14 protein-coding genes are annotated in these 19,646 nt (G+C 60.9%); 4 read left to right on the plus strand and 10 right to left on the minus strand.

All coding sequences use genetic code 11. From position 1 onward, the window contains the following. Nucleotides 1-108: 108 nt before the first annotated feature. The 9 genes from KIO76_RS22635 to KIO76_RS22675 form a co-directional block, all read right to left on the minus strand. A complete protein-coding gene (locus KIO76_RS22635) occupies nucleotides 109-612 on the minus strand; it encodes a DUF4142 domain-containing protein (protein WP_249730004.1) in 504 nt (167 codons plus the stop codon). Between the two features lie 84 nt (nucleotides 613-696). Continuing rightward, nucleotides 697-1,536 (minus strand): manganese catalase family protein, encoded by an 840-nt coding sequence (locus KIO76_RS22640; protein ID WP_213325851.1) that lies wholly within the window; start codon nucleotides 1,534-1,536, stop codon nucleotides 697-699. A gap of 494 nt (nucleotides 1,537-2,030) precedes the next feature. Beyond that, entirely contained in the window at nucleotides 2,031-3,647 is a 1,617-nt protein-coding gene (locus KIO76_RS22645) for an alpha-amylase family glycosyl hydrolase (RefSeq protein WP_213325852.1), read from the minus strand. A gap of 7 nt (nucleotides 3,648-3,654) precedes the next feature. Beyond that, a complete protein-coding gene (locus tag KIO76_RS22650; protein ID WP_291976169.1) occupies nucleotides 3,655-5,280 on the minus strand; it encodes an alpha-amylase family glycosyl hydrolase in 1,626 nt (541 codons plus the stop codon). Between the two features lie 577 nt (nucleotides 5,281-5,857). Continuing rightward, on the minus strand, nucleotides 5,858-7,555 hold the full coding sequence (locus KIO76_RS22655; RefSeq protein ID WP_213325854.1) for a PAS domain-containing HWE histidine kinase family protein: 1,698 nt from the start codon (nucleotides 7,553-7,555) through the stop codon (nucleotides 5,858-5,860). A gap of 936 nt (nucleotides 7,556-8,491) precedes the next feature. Continuing rightward, nucleotides 8,492-8,908 (minus strand): ABC transporter permease, encoded by a 417-nt coding sequence (locus tag KIO76_RS22660; RefSeq protein WP_213325855.1) that lies wholly within the window; start codon nucleotides 8,906-8,908, stop codon nucleotides 8,492-8,494. A gap of 439 nt (nucleotides 8,909-9,347) precedes the next feature. Further along, nucleotides 9,348-10,013 carry a L,D-transpeptidase gene (locus KIO76_RS22665; RefSeq protein ID WP_213325856.1) on the minus strand — a complete coding sequence of 222 codons (666 nt, stop codon included), beginning with the start codon at nucleotides 10,011-10,013 and terminating at the stop codon, nucleotides 9,348-9,350. 63 nt (nucleotides 10,014-10,076) lie between these two features. Then, complete coding sequence (dsbD, locus tag KIO76_RS22670) at nucleotides 10,077-11,969, minus strand: protein-disulfide reductase DsbD (RefSeq protein ID WP_291976154.1); 1,893 nt, start codon at nucleotides 11,967-11,969, stop codon at nucleotides 10,077-10,079. Nucleotides 11,970-12,094: 125 nt separating this feature from the next. Beyond that, nucleotides 12,095-12,730, minus strand: a complete 636-nt coding sequence (locus tag KIO76_RS22675; protein WP_213325857.1) for a DsbA family protein — start codon at nucleotides 12,728-12,730, stop codon at nucleotides 12,095-12,097. Nucleotides 12,731-12,866: 136 nt separating this feature from the next. Between KIO76_RS22675 and KIO76_RS22680 the strand changes: the two genes are divergently transcribed. Continuing rightward, complete coding sequence (locus KIO76_RS22680) at nucleotides 12,867-13,532, plus strand: response regulator (RefSeq protein ID WP_213325858.1); 666 nt, start codon at nucleotides 12,867-12,869, stop codon at nucleotides 13,530-13,532. After that, nucleotides 13,529-14,866: an ATP-binding protein gene (locus KIO76_RS22685; protein WP_213325859.1), complete on the plus strand. Its 1,338-nt coding sequence runs from the start codon at nucleotides 13,529-13,531 to the stop codon at nucleotides 14,864-14,866. Before KIO76_RS22680 ends, KIO76_RS22685 begins: the two co-directional genes overlap by 4 nt. Nucleotides 14,867-15,115: 249 nt before the next feature. Here KIO76_RS22685 and KIO76_RS22690 read toward each other — a convergent pair whose 3' ends face one another. Then, on the minus strand, nucleotides 15,116-15,370 hold the full coding sequence (locus KIO76_RS22690; RefSeq protein WP_213325860.1) for a hypothetical protein: 255 nt from the start codon (nucleotides 15,368-15,370) through the stop codon (nucleotides 15,116-15,118). A 31-nt stretch (nucleotides 15,371-15,401) separates the two neighbouring features. Between KIO76_RS22690 and KIO76_RS22695 the strand changes: the two genes are divergently transcribed. Both KIO76_RS22695 and KIO76_RS22700 read left to right on the plus strand, forming a co-directional pair. Then, nucleotides 15,402-16,541: a hypothetical protein gene (locus KIO76_RS22695; RefSeq protein WP_213325861.1), complete on the plus strand. Its 1,140-nt coding sequence runs from the start codon at nucleotides 15,402-15,404 to the stop codon at nucleotides 16,539-16,541. 465 nt (nucleotides 16,542-17,006) lie between these two features. Beyond that, nucleotides 17,007-19,175 (plus strand): cation:dicarboxylate symporter family transporter, encoded by a 2,169-nt coding sequence (locus tag KIO76_RS22700; RefSeq protein ID WP_213325862.1) that lies wholly within the window; start codon nucleotides 17,007-17,009, stop codon nucleotides 19,173-19,175. Nucleotides 19,176-19,646: the final 471 nt, after the last annotated feature.

The following is a 19,646-nucleotide window of genomic DNA, read 5'->3' on the forward strand; positions in this document are numbered from 1 at the left end:
CTCGACCGTCTCCAATACTTCGGTCAAACCATCCTATATCCAACCTTCTTCACGATGTACTCGTAATCGCTCTTACCGCTTCGGCTTGTCAGATGTCTTGCCACGACGCTACTTCTGTTGATCCAACTTTTGAACGTGTTCCAGATGCATTTGAATCACAGGCGCGGTCTTCTGAGCATGTGCTTTGAGAGCGGCGCTACCGCCTGCCGCGGCAAAGGACTGCATCAATGCCAGAGCTTCTTGGTGGGCGGCTAACTGCGCGGTAACGTAAGCCTTGTCAAACGAAGCTGAAGTTGTTTCATTGAGTGTACGCAACTGAGCGGCATGTTTGTCTGCCATCTGATCCGGTACAGCGACCCCATCTTTCTTTGCGGCCGCCATGAGCTCCTTGGAGGCGGCTGTATGATCTTTGATCATCATCTGCGCGAATTCCTTCACGGCCGCATTTTGCGCCTTTTGCAACGCCGCCTCACTCGAGCGGATTTCGAACAAATCGGAACTGGCCGCCGTTGCAGCGAAATCTTGCGGGCTCGTGACCTGGGCCTGCGCCCAGGCCAAAGAAGCGACGGCACTCACGGCGCCTGCGGCAACAATTAAGCGGATGGCTTTCATAGAATTTCCTCCGTTCGGCCTTGTCGGACCGCCCACATCTTCGCTTTGCCGGCTAGAGCAGTGGGCGCCCTATTGGGCGGAAAGTTAGCGGATACTTCCGGTCATTTGCTCAACTTGGGCGGCGCTGCCCAGACGTGGTGGCGCGAGTGTTGGCTCTTCACCCATTGGCTCCGCCTGGACGCGTGAGAACTGTCCCTTTCCATCGATGGATGGTCCCCGGGTCCACCGGCCCTCGGATGGTTGTACCCCCTCCACGAAGGTGTTGACGAAGGCATAGCTCATCTCGGACTGTTCCTGATCCTGAGGGAAGGAGTTCGGGACGGGGAGAGACGCTGCCATTCCGCCCATATCCTCGATAGCCGCAAGCCACTGCTGCTGATGCATTGTGTCCCGCGCTATTAAAAAGGAAAGCATATCCTTCATACCCGGATCATCCGTCATGTTGTAAAGGCGCACGGCCAAGACGCGGCCACTACCCTCCGCGGTAACGTTCGCCACCATATCCGCAGCTAAATTACCACTGGCGTAGATATGCGAACAATCAAAGGGCACGCCGTTAGAGTCACTGGGTGTCGCTGCGAGGCCGGCTGAAAGGATATGACGAAAATCCATTCCGTTGAGTACAGAACCGCCAATAGCGTCCTTCGCTACATCTTCTTTAATCGAGAGCGGTGCACGCTCTAAGTTCAATGCGACCGCCGTGGCCAACATCTCGATGTGACCGATCTCTTCGGTTGCCGTACTGAGTAGCATATCGCGATACTTCGCCGCGCCTCTGCAGCCCCAGGCTTGGAAAAAATATTGTAAAGCGACGCGAATCTCCCCCTCAACTCCGCCGATAGCTTGCTGGAGTGCACGGGCGAAGACCGGATCTGGCCTGTCGACACGTACGGGAAACTGCAATTTCTTGTCTGTATAGTACATCGGGACCTCCAAATGTCATGGATCGGCTGGTCACTGCATCTATCTCGCGTTCGCTCCGGGTGAGACCACAATGCCGCCGTCCTTGCGGGGATTTCAGCGGTGTTTTACCCTTCGCATCCCCGGCGCAGGGCCAATTTCAAAGGCAACCTGCACCCTCAAGGATCATCGCGCGCTTGGACGACCCTTCCCCCTTCACCACGCCTCTCCAGCGCGCGAATACCCCCTGCCCCGGGCCCGAGACGTCGCGAAATTACTCGGCCTTCCTGGGTTCGACTTGAGCACGAACGCGATCGGCACTTCATGCGGGTCGCAGCTTCCTGCAGGGAACGAGCCAAGCGCCTGAAGTGTGGGGTTAACAAGCACACGATGTCCATGTTCCCGCCCGGGAAATTTTATTGCTGCCGAGCTTTGGCAACTGTCGGGGAGGTCCGCCACACGGCGGAACCCACTCCCGGCCCTGCGGCTGCGCGTTCGTCAATCCTGCGCGGGATTAGTCAAGATCTAGAAGAAGCAGTTTCAAGTCCCAGCTCGATAACAAGCGCCTCATGGCCCCGTAGGCTGACATGCTGGTCGATCATTTCACCTCGCCTGTCTAGCCTTGAGGAGAGAAGGATCCTTCCTCCGGCCGACGCATAAGGCCAGAGGGTTGCGAGGATGGCTTCGGACCCGAAGTTTAAAGCAACCACAACCCGCTCGCCAGCGTATTCACGAGCATACACAAGAATATCCTTCGCTATGGATATTGGACGATAATTGCCGAAGACCAATGCTGAGGTCGAGCGCCGTAGCCGTATCAACGCACGGTAGAGCTGAAGGAGAGCACCCGGATCTCTCTGGGCGCTCTCGACGTTGGTGTCTCGGAAAGAGAGCGAGACTGGAAGCCATGGTTCACCAGAGGTAAATCCAGCATTGCGGCTTGCGTCCCACTGCATAGGAGTTCGACAGCCATCCCTGCCGACGCCTAGGCCCGGAACATTCCTCTCGAACGGATCTTGGATATCCTCCGCTCCGATCGGGACCTGCTGCATGCCGAGCTCTTCACCGTAGTAAATCGTTGGTGTACCACGGAGCGTCAGCAGCAACGTTGCCGCTAGCGGGGCCTGGTCTTCGCCGACACGTGTCGCGACTCGAGGGCGGTCGTGATTCCCAAGGACCCAATTGGGCCAACCACCCGGCGGAATCGCTGCCTCATAGGTGTCGATCAATCGCGCGATATGTTCCGCATCCCAAGGCGTGTTGAGGAGAGCAAAATTGAATGGTAAATGCACACCGCTGAGGTCGTGCCCGTAGTATGCAACCAAGCGTTCAATGGGCAGGTATATCTCTCCGATGAGGAGCCGTCCGGGAAATGGGTCCACAACTCGGCGCATCTCGCTGATTACATCGTGGATCTCGGGACGATCTGTCGTATAGAGCGGTATGACGGCTTCGTGCGGTGGACGACCAGGACCGAAATCAGGATTGGGGGGATTGTCACGGAACTGGTCGTCTTTAATGAGATGCCAGATCACGTCGATGCGAAAGCCGTCGACACCTCGACGCAGCCAATAACGCATGACGTCGTAGATGGCTTCGCGTACATGTACATTGCGCCAGTTCAGGTCGGGCTGGCTTGGAAGGAACGCGTGATAGTAATATTGGCCAGTCAGTTGGTCGAATTCCCACGCCGGGCCACCGAATTCCGATTGCCAATTATTGGGGACACCCCCATCAGCTGACGGATCTCGCCAGATGTACCAATCTCTTTTCTGATTCACGCGCGACGAGCGGCTTTGCTTAAACCAGGCATGCTGATCTGACGTGTGGTTTGGAACGAGATCAAGGATGACCTTCAGACCGAGATCATGGGCGGCAGCGAGGAGCTGATCCAGATCTGATAAAGAACCGAAGATCGGGTCGATGGCGGTGTAGTCGGATATATCATATCCGAAGTCATTCATCGGGGAGGAGAATATCGGTGAAAGCCAGATCGCATCGATTCCAAGCTCCACCAAATATGGCAAACGGCTAGTGATGCCGCGGAGATCTCCTATCCCGTCACCGTCGCTGTCCTGAAACGAGCGGGGATAGATCTGGTAAATGACTGCGCGTTGCCACCATTCCAACTTCATGAGGTGCCTATTTGAGCGCGATGATCACGCCCTCGTTTGGCCTCAATAGGAGAGGTCCGATCACCGTGTCCAGGTCTCTGTCGAGACCCGTCGAGAGAAGGAGAACTCCGCTGCCATTCCATTCGAGCAAGCGTGGTTCATCAATGAGGTTGAGTGCCACCATGATGGAAGCGTCGGCATCCACACGCTCATAGGTGATGATGTCGTTACGACTACGACGTGGACGGAAGTCGCCTGCGATCAGAGTCGAATGCTCCTTGCGCAGCTTGATCAATGCGCGGTACAGCGCCAGCAGAGACAATGGATCTGCTTGGGCATCCTGGACGTTAGGGGCCCGGTCAGCGTCGCTCATCGGGAGCCACGGCTCTCCCGACGTAAAGCCTCCCGTCTCGCTGCAGTCCCAGCGCATCGGAGCTCGCTGCGGGTCGCGGTTGAGCCCGTGACCCGGAACGAGCTTTTCAAACGGATCCCGAATGCGATCTGACGGAATGTTAACCTGCTCAGCTCCAAGTTCGTCGCCGGCGAACAGAAACGGCGTCCCTCGCAAGGTCAACAGCAGAACCGCGAGGTTGCGCGCCTGGGCTTGTCCAATCTTACTCGCGATCCGCCTTTTATCATGACCGCCTATTACCCACGTTGGCCAAGCACCAGCTGGGATAGCGTTGAAATAGGCATCAATACTGGCTTGGAGAGATAAGGCATCCCATGGGCTATCCAGTAGCGCGAAATTCAGCGGAAGGTGAAGTCTTGGCCTCTCCCCGCCATAGAAGTGTCCGATCCGATCTGTCTTTCCTTGCACCTCCCCTGCCAGCACGCGCTCTTCAAAGGTATCGATGACGCTGCGAAGCTCCTCGATATATGTCATGGACTCAGGACGGTCGTCCGTGAAAACTCGCTTGAGGTGTTCAGGCGGCGGTGTGTTTTCATCCGCCGTGGGATTGGGTGGATCATCGCGCATCAACTCGTCTTCCGCCAGGACGGCAGAAGCGTCCATCCGAAAGCCATCGACGCCCCGCGCCATCCAAAATCGCAAGATGCCTGCCATTTCCTCGCGCACTTCCGGATTGCGCCAATTGAGATCCGGCTGTTGAACCAGAAATGCGTGGTAATAATATTGGTTGGTATTTGGCTCATATTGCCAGGCACTTCCGCCAAAACGGCTGGTCCAATTGTTCGGCGGACCTCCGTTCGGTGCGGGGTCTGCCCACACATACCAGTTCCGCTTGCAATTCTGTTTGGACGATCGACTTTCGACGAACCAAGGATGCTGATCCGACGTATGGTTGGGCACGAAGTCCAGAATGACGCGCATGCCGTGGCTATGAATATCGTCCACGAGGCGATCGAAGTCTTCCATGCTGCCGAACCGCGGATCGGTGTTGCGGAAATCGCTTATGTCATAACCGAGATCCAGCATTGGCGACCGGTAGATCGGCGTAAGCCAGATAGCGTCGACGCCGAGCCAGCGCAGATAGTCCAGGCGTCTACGCAAGCCAGGCAGATCCCCGATACCGTCGCCATTGCTATCTTGAAAAGATATGGCCGCGATCTCATAGATGACAGCGCGCTGCCACCACGGCTGATCAGTTTGAGGCTCTGTTTTCGACGCACCAACGCTGGCGCTTCTCCCAATGTAGTCGATTTCTTGGCGCACACGCGGGACTCCGCTCATCGTCCAAACCAACGTTCCATTACGTCGACGGTTCCGAAATCGGCGCGTTCAGCTCGGGATGGGGAGTTTTACCTCGTGGGCAAGGGTGGCGCTTGGCGAGGCGGCAGCGAAGGTCGACGTGCCTCGCAACGCCAAGCTCGCGTTCCAGGCCGTTTCTGCTCGATCTTGATCAACGCAGTAAAATGGAGGCCCCAAGGATAACGCTGCGCATAAGCCGCAACGCTTCATTCCGGCTTCTTCAGTCTTACCACATAACGCTAATGGCTGGCGGTGCCTCGAAGCAATGTTCGCCTGGATCCAAGCTCCCGCGGCCCAACGTAGGACCAAGCCTCCTCCGCCACGGAAAGCCTACGCTTCGTGTGTCGTTGCAATTCCTCAAATTCACCGCCATTCGGCAAACGCAGCTATGAAATTGTTCTGCCTTACCGGAATGAACCGGTCCAGTCAGGCCGCAGGCGCATCGCGCGCCGTTTAGGCCGAGGAAGGGGGAGTGAAAGGAACGCTCGCGCTAGGAGGCCACATTCGGACAGACGGGATTCTACGGTTCGCCATCCTCTGGCATCAGAGCGTCAATATGGCAAACGACGCCCGTCGGTTCGTAGGTAATTTCAACTTTGCCGCCGAGCTTGGACGTGAGCACACCTTCGATCATTCGGGATCCGAAGCCCCTCCGTGTGGGTGGCTCAACACGCGGCCCGCCGTATTCGCGCCAAGTTAGCAACAACCGACGCCGCGCATCGTCAAGAACCGTCCATTTGATCTGGACTCGGCCTGAGCTAACCGACAAGGCACCGTACTTGGCGGCATTTGTCGCAAGTTCATGAAGCGCCAAAGAAAACGCGAGCACGACCTCCGGTGATAACCGCAGCTCGGGTCCTTCGACGTCGAAGTTTTCCAAGACGAAAGGAGTGAGCACATCAGCGATGAGCACTGACATTTCTGCTCCGCTCCAGCCCTCTGCCGTCAGAAGGTCGTGGGCACGCGCAAGGGAAAGAAGGCGAGATTCGAACAGATCGCGCGCCGTCTTGCTTGTTCCGTCGCGAAAGGTCTGCATTGCGATGGCGCGAACCGTTGCCAGAACGTTCTTCACGCGATGCTGCAACTCGCCGTTGAGAACGCGTTGTATTTTCTCCGCCTCTTTGCGCGCGCTGATGTCGCGGGCAATCTTCGAGGCACCGACGATTTTGCCTGAAGCGTCGCGAACCGGGGAAACGGTCAAGGAGACGTCGACGATTGAGCCATCTTTGCGGAGACGTTTGGTCTCATAAGGCTCGACGCGCTCCCCGGCACGGATCCGCCGCAAAATCGCCCGCTCTTCGTCGGCCCGATCTTGTGGCAGGAGGATCGTGACCGGCTTTCCAATGACCTCCTCGGCGAGGAAGCCGTACAACTGCGTAGCGCCCTCGTTCCAGTCGGTGATTGTCGTATCGAGGTCGATACCAAGGATCGCATCGTGGGAAGAAGCCACGATCGCCGCAACGCGTCCTAACGTCGCCTCAGCCTGCTTCCGTTCGGTGATATCGACGACAGCACCGGGAAAACGGTCAGGAAGGCCCTCGGCATCGTAGAGGCATTCGCCACGGGCTTCGACCCAGCGGACCGAGCCGTCGCTACCGAGAAGACGATATTCCTCAATGTATCGGGTGCCGGAGGTAATCGTCCGCTGGATTGCCGACCAAACTCGTTCGCGGTCGTCCGGGTGAATGACGTGCAGGTACTCTGACAGCTTGGCGCCGCCGTCGGCGCTCTTGGCAGGGACACCGAACATCGCCGCGAAGCGAAGATCGGAATACAAGATGTCGGTCTTGATGTGCCAGTCGAACGTCCCGAGCGTCCCCGAGGCCTCCAGCGCGAAGGCAAGGCGCTCCTGCGACTGCTGTAACGCCTGCTGAGCCAAAACCCGATCGGTGGTCTCGCTCACGATGCAGATGACACCACGCACCGTCCCCGCCTCATCGCGGATTGGCGAGTACGAAATGTCGAAGAACACGTTCTCGAGGAAGCCATGACGCTCGATTTGAAAAGGGCGATCTTTTGCAGAGACCGTCTCGCCCCCCTTCAGGACGCGTTGGAGTAGGGGCTCGAGATCGTTCCAGAGCTCAGCCCAATGCTCTCGTGCAGGTCTGCCCAAGGCCGAGGGATGCTTGTTGCCGATCGTCGGTGCATAAGCGTCGTTGTAGACGGCAATGAAATCCTCGCCGAGGAACAAGACGATTTGAGACGCCGAAGGCAGCATCAGATCGACAGCAAAACTGAGACACCTCGGCCATGTAGCCCTCGGGCCCAAACTGGTGCTGGCCCAGTCATAGGAGGCGATAAGTTCCGCAGTCGTTACGCCGCTCCACGCACTTACATCCACTCGGTTTAACTCACGCTTGAGGTCGCGCTGTCACACGCTGCTGCTGTGATGACCATACAGGAGAGCAGCCGGACTGCCATCCCCTTCTCAAGCTCCGTGGAATCAATCGTGAACGGAACCGATCCCCTCCGGACGCGCAAGGTTTCGCTCGCAGGCGCTTTAGGGCGCGGCAGATGAGATCTGCAGCCGCGCCAGCCTACCCGTCATTGGTGAGGTCCGAGCCATGGTTCGGGGGATACCTCGGCTGTTCTGACGCTTCCGCTGCGCGAAAGATCAGAACCGACGGATTGACCTCCCGCCCGCGCAGGCGCCGAAATCCCACGAAGCCTTTTGGTCATCGCGGACGTTAACGGTTGAACAGGACGATTGGAACTCTCCGCCAGCCACCACCGCGTTTCCCGACCGAGGACAGGCCTCGGAGTGATTGCCGCACAGGCAGGGCATATGCAAAATCGACCGAGCGGCTCAACGGCCACTTCCGAACAGACGTGGCCGCATACCTGGCAATTGAATCTCAGTTCATGCATCATAACGGCTCCTCCGCACAGGGCAAAATGCGCAAGAACAGTCTGAGCGCATTGTACCGGATCTTGACCGCACCGTCGATGACGCATGATGAGAACGCCGAAGTCACGAGCCGCGGACATTCTATTCAGCTTGAACTGAGCAGGCCGGGCCCGTATGCCTTGGACCGTGCCGGCCCCAGCCTGGTCAACACAGGCGCCTGGTGAGGCTCACCGGAGGAAAAACGGCATCGGTGCCAAGGAGCTGCCGAAGTGCCCACAGTCGCCTGTGTGGTTACACTACCGTGGCTCAAGACTTAGCTTTGGGATCGAGAACATCGCGAAGCACGTCCCCTACTACGTTGAGCGCTAACACCGCGAGGAAGATTGCGACCCCGGGGAAAAAGCTGATCCACCACTCGCTGAGATAGCTCATACCGGTGGCGATCATAATGCCCCAGCTCAGGTTCGGCGGCTGCACGCCAAGACCGAGAAAGCTCAAAGCCGCTTCGGTGATAAGGGCATGCGAGGCGGACACAGAGGCGAAGACGATGACGCTGCTGGCGACATTGGGCCAGACATGCATGACGAGAATACGCGCATCGCCATAACGGACGCTCCTCTGGAGCAGCATCGGGCTCTGGCTGGGGCCATTGAGGCTCGCGATGTGGAAACCGGTGTAGAGCTCATGAAATCTCACATTGGTCACGTCGAGAGATACTCTCAAGCCTTCATCCAAGTGAAGGGCGACGCCATCCGATATCCGAGTGGCGAGAAGTCGTGACGCGGGCACGTTGGACGTGCTGCAAGAACCCAGTGCCCTCGTGGGAATGAGGACAGCTTAATTTCTTATGCGCGCACCCAGCCCGCCAGCTCCAGATGAGCGGGAATGAATGCCGCAGGCTCACTTGCTAACCGATCGCCAGCGCGCTGCCGATGCCAGCGGCCGACAAACGTGGACGCCCGCCTCTCCCGGAGCAGGTCAGCGCAACAAGGCAGCGATGCGGCACGCGATCCGACCGTCGGTCGCGCGCGGTTCTCGTCTTCCTGAAACACAGCCCTCGTGTCGATAGGTCGACGCGGGCTGGGCTCGTTCGAGCTCGTAAGACCCGCATCAGCCAGTCCTCATCGACTGGCGACGGCGTGGGACCATCGACAATCGCGCGCTAGAGCACCACCACCTTCGCCCCGGTCGGCACGCGTCGATAGAGGTCGATCACGTCCTGATTCATCATGCGGATGCATCCCGAGGAGACGGCCTGGCCGATTGTCTCCGGCTCATTGGTGCCGTGGATCCGAAACAGGGTGTCCCGGCCGTCCTTGTAAAGGTAGAGTGCGCGGGCGCCGAGCGGGTTGTCAGCGCCGCCCTCCATACCTTTGGCCCATTGCGCATACCGTTCGGGCTCGCGCCGGATCATATTCGGAGTGGGTGTCCATCGTGGCCATTCGCGCTTCGCGCCCACAGCCGCCGAGCCGCTGAACTCCAGCCCTTCCCGTCCGACGCCGACGCCGTAACGCAGGGCCTTGCCCCCTTCCTTAACGAGATAGACGAAGCGGTTCCGCGTATCCACGACCAGGGTGCCGGGCTGTTCGTGCGTGCGATAATCGACGAGCTGCCGGACATTCTCTGGCCTGGTCCGGGCGGGATCGCGCGGCGGAACGGGGAATTTCTCGCCACTGTAGGCGTCGGCATCCTCCATCGGAATGCCGGGCCGTTGCGCGGGCGCCAGTTGCGGCGCGGTCGTGACGCAGCCGGCAAGCAGGAGGCTCACGGCAAGCGATGACAGGGCTGGACTTCTGGCGAGCCAAAGCAAGGGGATCTGCGGTAGCATGGGGATCAGTCAATCGGGGTTACGAGGACGGGAAGTTAGGCAGCGTGCATCGGGACGCGGAGGTCATCGCGCGGTTTCGGCCTTCGCCGCGGCGGCTTGAAGGGTGGCTGTGGTGATCTCCCCGATGAGCCGCGTTCCCGCGGCCTCCCGACCCTCAGGATCGGTGAAGATCATCGTAGGCGGGCCGACGACCTGAAGCGCCTGCATCATGTCCTGCTGCGCGGCCGTATTGTCCGTGACGTCTAGCTTGATCAGATTGAAGCGGGCGAGTTGCGTGCGGATGCCGGGATCGCGCAACGCGCCGCGATCGATAACGGCGCAGGTGATGCACCAGTCGGCGGTGACATAGACGAGGCTTGGCTTGCCATCATTCGCCGCCATATGCTCCCGTAGTTCATCCGGGCGGGCCGCGGTGTCGAAGGCAAGTGCGGTGCGTTCAGGCGTGTCGCCCCCATTGCGCTGGGTCATGAGCCTGTCGAGCGGGCGTAGCGGATCGCCCGCACCGCTCGCGGCGCCGATCGCCAGCAAGATGCCATAGAGCGCGGCCGCGAGGCCGGTCGTCTTGCCCGCCCGGCGGCGGCCGCTCGCATCGGCGCCGAGCGTGTCGAAGGCGCCGAGCCAAGCGGCGAGCCCGAGCGCAAGCAGGGCCCAGAGCGCCAGCGTCGCCTCGGCCGGAACAAGCCGGGATGCCATCCAGATGGCGGTGGCGAGAAAGACGAAGCCGAAGGCCTGTCGGACGGTGTTCATCCATGCCCCGGCGCGCGGCAAGGCGCTCTGGCCGAGCGTTCCGAACAGGATAAGCGGGATGCCTTTACCGATGCCGAGCGCGAAGAGCGCGGCGGCGCCGAGGACGACGTCACCGCTCTGGGCGATATAGATGAGGGCGCCGGCGAGGGGCGCGGTGACGCAGGGACCGACGATCAGGGCGGAGGTGAAGCCGAGAGCGGCGGTCGAGGCAAGCGATCCACGCTTGCCGGTGCCGGCGCGGCTGAGCGCATTGATCCACGCCGACGGCAGCTGCAGCGCGAAAAGATCGAACATCGAGAGCGCGAGGACGACGAAAAGCCCCGCGACGATGCCGACGGCGACGGGCGATTGCAGCGCCATCTGCAGGTTCTGACCGGACCATGCGGCGGCGATCCCCAGGAGGCCGAAGGCCGCCGCCATCGCGACGACATAGACAGCCGACAGGGATAGTCCCTGCCGCCATGTCGCCGCCTCGTCCTGCCGGGCGATGGCCCCGGCGAGGATCGGATACATCGGGAAGACGCAGGGCGTGAAGGCGAGTGCCATCCCGAACAGGAGGAAACTCGCCAGCACCATGAGGGCGCCGCCGTCGCCAAGGAGAGAGGCGACCATGCCACTGGTGTCGCCGGAGAGGGAAATGCCACTCCGCGCTGCTGCGCGCGATGCCGCGGGGGCGGTCCACGCACCTGCCAAGGGGGCGGTGTTTGCAAGCGGTGTCGCGTCAGCGGTGCTCGTGGCCGCCGGCCGCGCCGGGCCGCTGATCGCAAGTGTCGCCGGATCGATGTTGCGGGTCGCAGGCGGATAGCAGATGCCGCCGTCCTGGCAACCCTGGTATGTCACCGCAATGGCATCCGGGGCTGTCGCGGCTGGCGGCCGCAACAGGATGGCGACCCTCGTCTCGAAGATGTCAGTGACGCCGAAAGTCGGGTCTTCCTTGGATTGGCTCTCGCCGAGAATCGCCTGCGGCTGCAGCTCCGTATCGCCCGTCTTGAAGTCGAATTGGTCGCGATAGAGATAGTAGCCCTTGGCGATCGACCAGGTGAGGCGCAGCCCGCCATCGGCTTCGCGGGACGCCGACAGCCGGAAGGCCTGGTCGGCCGGGAGCGGGCGGGCTCCTACCGGGCCGTTCTGCGCCGATGCCGGAGCCATCATGGCATGGGCCAGCGCCAGGGCGGCAACGAGAACGGACAAGAGGGCTCTTGCGATCACAAGCGGGTTCCTATGGCGGGCAGCACGGACAAGGGAGGCGAGCGATCGGCCGCGCAGCTTAAGGCAGGCTTAAGCCCCAAGGCCCGGGCGGCAGGGAGGCGCATCAGCGCGCCTGTTTGGCTTGGCTAACGTGGCTCGGCCCGATGGGCGCGGGCATCCTTGATGACCTGCTTGAAGCCCTGGGCATCGAGCGTCGATGTGCGGAAGGGCCCAACGAGGAATGTCGGGGTGCCGGTGAGGTCGAGGGCATCGCCCTGCGCCATGTTGCGCTTGATCAGCGCATCGATTTCGCCGGCGCGGGCAGCCATGTCGGCATCGAGCCGGGACATGTCGATGCCTGCGGCTTGCAGGGCCTTGCTCATGGCGTCCCTGGAGACATTGCTCCCGGGGATACTCATGAGCGCGTGATGGGCGGCCTCATATTTGCCCTGGAAATTTGCGGCGATGGCCAAGGTCGCGCCGTCGATCGACGTCGGCCGGATAACCGGCCAGTCCTTGTAGACGAGCCGGATCCGCCCGTCTTCCTTGACGATGCGATCGAGGATCGGCGCGGTTTTCTTGCAATAGGGACAGTTGTAGTCGAGATAGGCGACGATCGTCAGATCGCCCTTGGGATTGCCACCGACAGGGACGGCGGGATCGTTGAGGATCATCTCCCTCGTGACCTCGCTGTCCTGGCCGCGCGCGCCATGGCCGAGGAGCGCGCTGGCAAGGGGGACGGCGCTCACGGCGAGAAGGGTGCGGCGGGAGAATGCGGGCATTTTGGATCTCCTGGTCTCAGCTTCGGTCGGCTGGGCGACGCGTGTAGGCAGGACGTGATCCATGACCGCCACCTTAAGGCTGGCTTAAGCTCCCCGCGCGATCGCAGTGCTACCGGGTACGTCACGTGTTGGTGGAATGAGAATACTGGTCGTTGAAGATGATGCCGTTCTGATGAATGGGCTGCAGGTCGGACTTGGGCAGGTGGGGTTCACCGTGGATGCGGTCGCCACCCGCGCCGATGCATCCGCAGCGCTGCATGGATCGACGTTCGACGCGGTCGTTCTCGACCTCATGCTGCCGGATGGTTCCGGCCTCGAGGTCCTGGGCGAGATGCGTGCCCGGCGCGTCGATACGCCGGTGCTCCTCCTGACCGCGCGCGACGGGGTGCCTGACCGGATTGCCGGGCTCGATGCCGGTGCCGACGACTATCTGGGCAAGCCGTTCGACCTCGACGAGGTGGCAGCCCGGCTCAGGGCATTGACACGTCGGGCCACGGGCCGCGCGACGGCCAGCCTGAGCTGGAACGATTTGCACCTGGAGCCCGCGGCGATGGCCCTGCACAAGGCGGGCGCGCCGGTTCGCCTGTCGCGCCGGGAGTTCTCGATCTTGCATGCCTTGATGGAGCGGCCCGGGCAGATCCTCTCTAAGCTGCAGCTCGAGGACCGGCTTTACGGCTGGCAGGAGGATGTCGAGAGCAATACCATAGAGGTCCATATCCACAACCTGCGCGCCAAGCTGGGCGCGGGCGTCATCGAGACCGTGCGTGGCGTCGGCTACCGGCTGGCGGAGCATGATGCATGAGCTCGATCCGGGGCCGCCTCTTCCTCATCCTGGTGGTCACCTCCGGCCTTGTCTGGCTGTCGGCGGCGGCCTGGATCTACGTGAGCACGCGGACGGAGGTGGAGCGGGTGCTCGATGCCCGCCTGATCGAAGCGGCGCGGATGGTGAATTCGCTGATCGCCAACCAGGAGATCGATCCGCGTCGCGTGGCGCAGATCCCGTCCTCGGCTCTCACCCTGCACGCCGCTTATGATCGGCAGCTCTCCTGCCAGATCTGGGCGCTTGACGGGACGCTGGTCGGCCGTTCAGAGGGTGCGCCGGGCGTACCGCTCACGGAGAACAGGGAGGGCTTTTCGGAGAGCGAGGTCGATGGCGAGACCTGGCGGGTCTATGCGGTCGCCAACGAGGGGCTCGGCATGCGGGTGCTCGTCGGTGACAATCTCAGGGTTCGCGACAGGCTGGTTACGGACGTGATCCGCGGGCTCGCGCTGCCGGCCTTGCTGAGCCTTCCACTCCTGGCGGGACTGCTCTGGCTCAGCGTGCGCAAGGGGCTCGCGCCACTCAACGCCATGGCGATGGCCCTCGAGACGCGGCCGGCCTCGGACCTGAGCGCGTTGCCCGATATTGGTAGCCCGTCGGAAATTCGGCCCGTCATCCGCTCGCTCAACGGACTTTTCGCGCGGGTCAATGCGGCGCGGGAGCATGAGCGCGATTTCACCGCCTTTGCAGCTCACGAGCTGCGAACGCCGATCGCGGGGCTGAAGACCCAGGCCCAGGTCGCGCTTGGCGCGGGCGATGCGACCGTACGGGACAACGCTCTCAGCCAGATCGTCCTGGGTGTCGACCGGACAGCCCGTCTGGTGCGGCAGCTCACCGATCTCACGAACGCGGAAAGCGGCGGCATCGGCGGGGATCGGCACAGTGTGGCTCTCGGCAGGGTCTTGCGCCTCATCGCCGATGACATCCACCAGCATCATCCGCGTGCCGCCGCGATTAGGTTCGATTCCGCGCTGGACGGATCCGTCCTTCCGGTGCATCCGGCCTTGTTCATGCTTGCGGCGCGCAATCTCCTGGAGAACGCGGTCCTGCATTCGCCGGCCGAAGACGCGGTTTTTTGCGGGGTCAGGGATGATGGAGGCACGATCGCCGTGGTGATCGAGGATCGCGGCCCAGGTATCGCGGAAGACGAATTGTCCAAGGTTCGGGACAGGTTCTTTCGCGGGCGGAACAAGACGCCCACGGGAAGCGGCCTCGGCCTCCCCATTGCGGATCTTGCCCTCAAACGCATGGGCGGCACCCTCCATCTCGAAAACCGCAGGGAAGGCGGGCTACGCGCCGAAATGCATTTCCCCTAATGGAGCCGCCCCCCCCCCCCGTGGGCTCCATCCATTACTCCAGACTTGCCGCACGCCGTTATCACTGCGGCTGCAGGAAGCGCCGTCCACGTTCGGCGGGCCTCGGACAGAACTCGAACAGAATGCGGCAGCCCGCAAGGTCGTCCCCTCCTTCCATGCTCTAGAGTTCTGAAAGCAGCGCCGTTGCTGCCTCTGTGGTCGGGAGAGATCTGCAACGTGGGGCATGCGGATCCGCAAGGTGGTCGCGGGTCATTTCTCAACACCGAAGCTGACCTTGAACCAGCGATCATTGGTTGCCGCCGCGCGTATGCGCACCGTTCCGGCACAGATTGCGGTTGATATGGCGGCAAGGCTGGCAGCTTCGCAGCTTACCAACGCCCCACGGTAGAAGGTCTTATGTTGGATGCGTTCTGACACTATAGCGATCAAATTGGCCGATGCCGCGCGTCGCAAAGCACAAAATGAAATGCTGTATCCATGGTATATATTTGGAAAATACTCCATGGATATTTCCTTTGCAACGGAGTGAATTCACATGGAACGCGGAACATCTACCGATTTTACAAGCGCTGTCCGCCAGTACCAATCATCCAACGATTACGATGCCGTTGATGCTTCAAACCGGCTGGGTGCCTTTGCACTCGATGAGGTTTCACTCCGCTACATCGGAATGGTCAAGTCGGACGCTGATCCTCTCGACAACGATTACAGCGGTGGCTGGACGGGAATGCACGGCATCACCAGCAAAGACGAATTTCTCGCGTCGCCTGGGGCACAGGACATGGCCTTTCGCGATATACTGCATGCAAAGGCTCAGATTCTTCGAGATCTCCTGTTCCATTATGACGGCCAGACCATCAACGGCCAGCCGATTTCACTGGGAGGGATGCTGGGCGCTGCATGCCTCACGGATCCCTATTCGGTCGAGCGATACGTAACGTCAGGAGTGGATCTGTATGCAGGCAAATCCGGGCAACTCTCGGTCAGCGAAAGCCTCGCCCGCTTCCACGGCTATGACGTGCCATACCGCGTCGAACAGAGGCGTAACTACCACTTCCAGGGTAGCGATGGCCCTGACATCATTCGGGGGTACAACGGCAGGGACGTCTTCTGGGCAAAGGGCGGTGACGATCAATTTGACGGCGGTGCTGGCGAGGATTGCATCGTCCTTGAGCACAAATTGACTGACTACTCGGTTACCCAGGGCAGGGCCCCCGCGACGTGGCATATCAAGCGTCAGCCGGGTGATGGGCGCACAGAGCACAAGGAGATCAAGAACGTGGAGCTGCTTCAATTTGAGGACGGCCAGATCGTTGATCTTCGCGAGTTGACGCCCGACTTGCTGAGCGTGTTGCCCCAAATCAGCGTCGTAACAAACCGGATAATCCGGTCGGCATCCGGGCAGGTTCAGGAGACGGAAGAGATCCTTCCCGATTCCGATGCCGCTATCGACAAGCAACTCGGCGAAATGATCGATCTTCGCGGATCGGAGGCCGCCATGCCGGAAACTGCCCCACGGGAAAGCTTAGAAGCCGATCGGACCTTTCACCGAGCCCCAGCGCCGATGCCGGTCTCACAGAACCCGCCAGCAGCCAATCCGAACTTACAAGACTTAAGAGTGGCGCCCGTCGGCACCCCGGAGGATCAGCCCCAAGGCGACGTTCTCAGCATCTGAATTCTTCATCTAGTCGCGTTCGATATGAGGCCATAACTCAAGCTGCCCGGAAGCATCGCAGGAACTTCCGGGCGAGCATACGCGCAGACGCATGAAGCACTAAGGGCCCTCACAGCTTGAGCCGGTGGGTGCACGCCCACTCCGCAGGAGCATAGCGCCACGGGCGCTCAATTGCTCATGCACGTTGATCTCAGGCGGGGATAACCGTGCCGTCAGCAAAGTTGCCGCGGCGGACGAACCTCCCAACAACGGAAGCTCTATCGGCCGAATAGAGCGTTTCCGTCAGCACACGTGATGCGCTGAACCTCCGCCCCCTGCTCGCTTGGCTTACCGCGCAGGCTTTGTCGCAAATGTGCTGCAGTCATCAAAATCAGCGCGCCGCAAGGTCGAGCAATCGTGGACATTGCGCGACCGCTAGCATGACTGTACGCAACGGTAATCGCTCTTTGCGATGAGAGGCTTGATTTGGCAGAGACGTCAGGGTCCCGGCTTCCCTCGTTCATCTTGATCGGGGCAGCTCTCGGCCTCACACTCGGGCTGTTTATCGGCGAGCGGGCCGCCGTGCTCGAACCCCTTGGCATTGCCTACGCCAAGATGCTTGAGATCGCCGTCTTTCCCTACCTCGTCTGCTCGTTGCTGGTTGGCCTCGGCGGATTGGCGCGGGAGCGTGCCGGGCGCCTATTGCGTGCCAGCTGGGGGGTCTACGCGGTTGGTTGGGCGCTGACCTTCCTGACCATCCTGCTTCTTGGCGCGTTCATCCCGCCAACGCCGCCGCCGAGCGTTCTCGCGCCCGATACGGCGGGCGCGGCCGCCGATATCCTCGATCTGCTCATTCCTGCTAATATCGCCGTCGCTCTCGATCGTAATTTTGTGCCGGCGATCGTCGTGTTCGCCATTCTCTACAGCGTCGCCATCCAGACCATTCCGCAGAAGGCTACCCTGCTCGAAAGCATGGAGGTGCTACGCAAGGCAAGCGTCACCCTCTGGATGTGGATCGTCTATTTCGCACCGATCGGCGTCTTCGCTCTTTTCGCCAGCACAGCCGGCACGGTCGATGCTGCGGCGGCCAGCGGCCTTGTGGTCTATTCCGTGCTCTTCCTCGCCGGCACCTTCATCCTGGGCTTCCTTGTGCTGCCACTGTTGCTCAGCCGTCTGGTACCGCTGCGCTATGGTGAAATCCTCGGCGCGTTGCGCCCGGCGCTCACCCTCGCCCTCGTGACAACCCTCTCCGTCGCAGCGTTGCCGTTCATCCAGAAGGCGGCTGAGGATATCTGCCGGCGCGAGAAGATCGACGGCGGAGAGGCCAACGACGTTATTCGCGCGACCCTGTCCATCGCTTACGTGCTGAGCCAGCTCGGCAACTATTTCATCGCCCTTTTCCTCATCTATGCGAGCTACTCCAACCGCATCGCGCTCACCCTGTCGGAATGGCTGATGTTGCCATTTATGACACTCCTGTCGGGGATTGGCTCACCAAGCGCTTCCGTTGACGCCGTTGCCTTTCTTGCCGCCTGGCTCAACTTGCCGGCGACGACGCTCAATCTCTACGTGGAGACGATGACGGTCACGCGCTACGGTCAGGTGGCGATTTCGGTGATGGGCTTTGCCTTCGTCACCCTGGCCGTGACGATGATCTATTTCGGTCGGGCGCGTCTGCGTTTGCAACCGATCGCGGCGGCGTTCTGCGCGGTGTTCATTCTGTTCGGAGGGCTCGCACTCCTCGGGCGTCACCTTTCGGAAAGGCTGTTTCCGCCACCCACCGATGCAGCGATCATGGCCCGCACGCTTGATCCACAACTGGTGGCGGCCGTCGATGCCGTCGTCCATCGTGCGCGTCCGGCTGATCTGACCTCACTTTCCGGAGCGGGGACGTTCGACGCGATCCGGTCCCGAGGCCGGATTCGTGTGGGCTATGGCGCCGATATCATTCCCTTCAGCTACTTTAACGGCGCCGGCGACCTTGTCGGCTATGACGTTGCCGCCGCTTACCGCTTCGCGCGGGACCTGCACGTCGGCATTGAATTCGTACCGATCGACTGGCGCAGCCTGGAGGCTGATCTCGCTGCGGGCATGTTCGACATCGTGATGGCGGGTGCCTACGCGACACCGGATCGACTGCGGCAACTGAGCGTGTCGGAGTTCTACCTCATTAATCCGCTGGCCTTGATCGTGCGGGCTGACCGCGCCGGACAATTTCGATCCTATGACACGGTCGCGGCGCGCTCCGGATTGAAGATCGCGGTCTTTCAAGATCCGGTACTCGAGCCACTGGTCAAAGGCCTGTTTCCGAAAGCCGAGATCGTCGTGCTTGGCTCCTACGACGAACTTCCTGCCAGGCCGGACATCGATGCGGCGATCTGGACGCGCGACCAGGCGGCCGCATGGACTGAGGCACGCTCGGGCTATACGGCCGTCGTGCCTGCCAATATAGGCGCACCGCTGCCGTTCTCCTACCTCATGCCGCCACGGTCAGACGACATGCAGCGCTACGTCGACCTCTGGCTGCGGCTCGAACAGACCAGCGGCATACGGGAGCGCTCGATCGATTACTGGATGAGAGGGGCTGAGCGCGCAGACCGGAACAGACGCTGGAACATCGTGGACAACGTCATCATGCCCGCTCTCGGGCGCTGACCGGCTCTGGACCGGCGAAAGAGCCCCCCCACAGGAGGATGGGCCATTGATGCTCGACCCCACCAACTCGTGGGCCGCGGAAATTTGTTACCAACGATAAGAACCTGCCCTCAGGCCCGTCGACGACGGAACGGATCTGGCGATCGCCTTCGATCTGCAGTGCGGACCTCCGGGTGATCCCGGCGACCAGCCCGCTTAAGCTTCGTTTCGAGAAGCCGGTACCACGGTCGGCGCAATCGCGAGCCGGCCACCACGCCTTTAGCCGCGTCCGGCATCCGGCGGCGGCAATCAAATCCGGGACAATCGAGCTCCATCTCACGCAATGGTGAGGTGGAGATGAAACTTCAAAACCGATCGTGACCTTGAGGTTGATGGCGGCAAGCCGCCGAGAATTTTTTTGAGACCCCGGTCAGATGCTTAATCCTCGACGTATCCGGCTCCGGCTTCTATATCTCACCACTGCCGGGGGCT

The sequence above is a fragment of the Chelatococcus sp. YT9 genome (genome assembly GCF_018398315.1).
GTDB lineage: Bacteria > Pseudomonadota > Alphaproteobacteria > Rhizobiales > Beijerinckiaceae > Chelatococcus.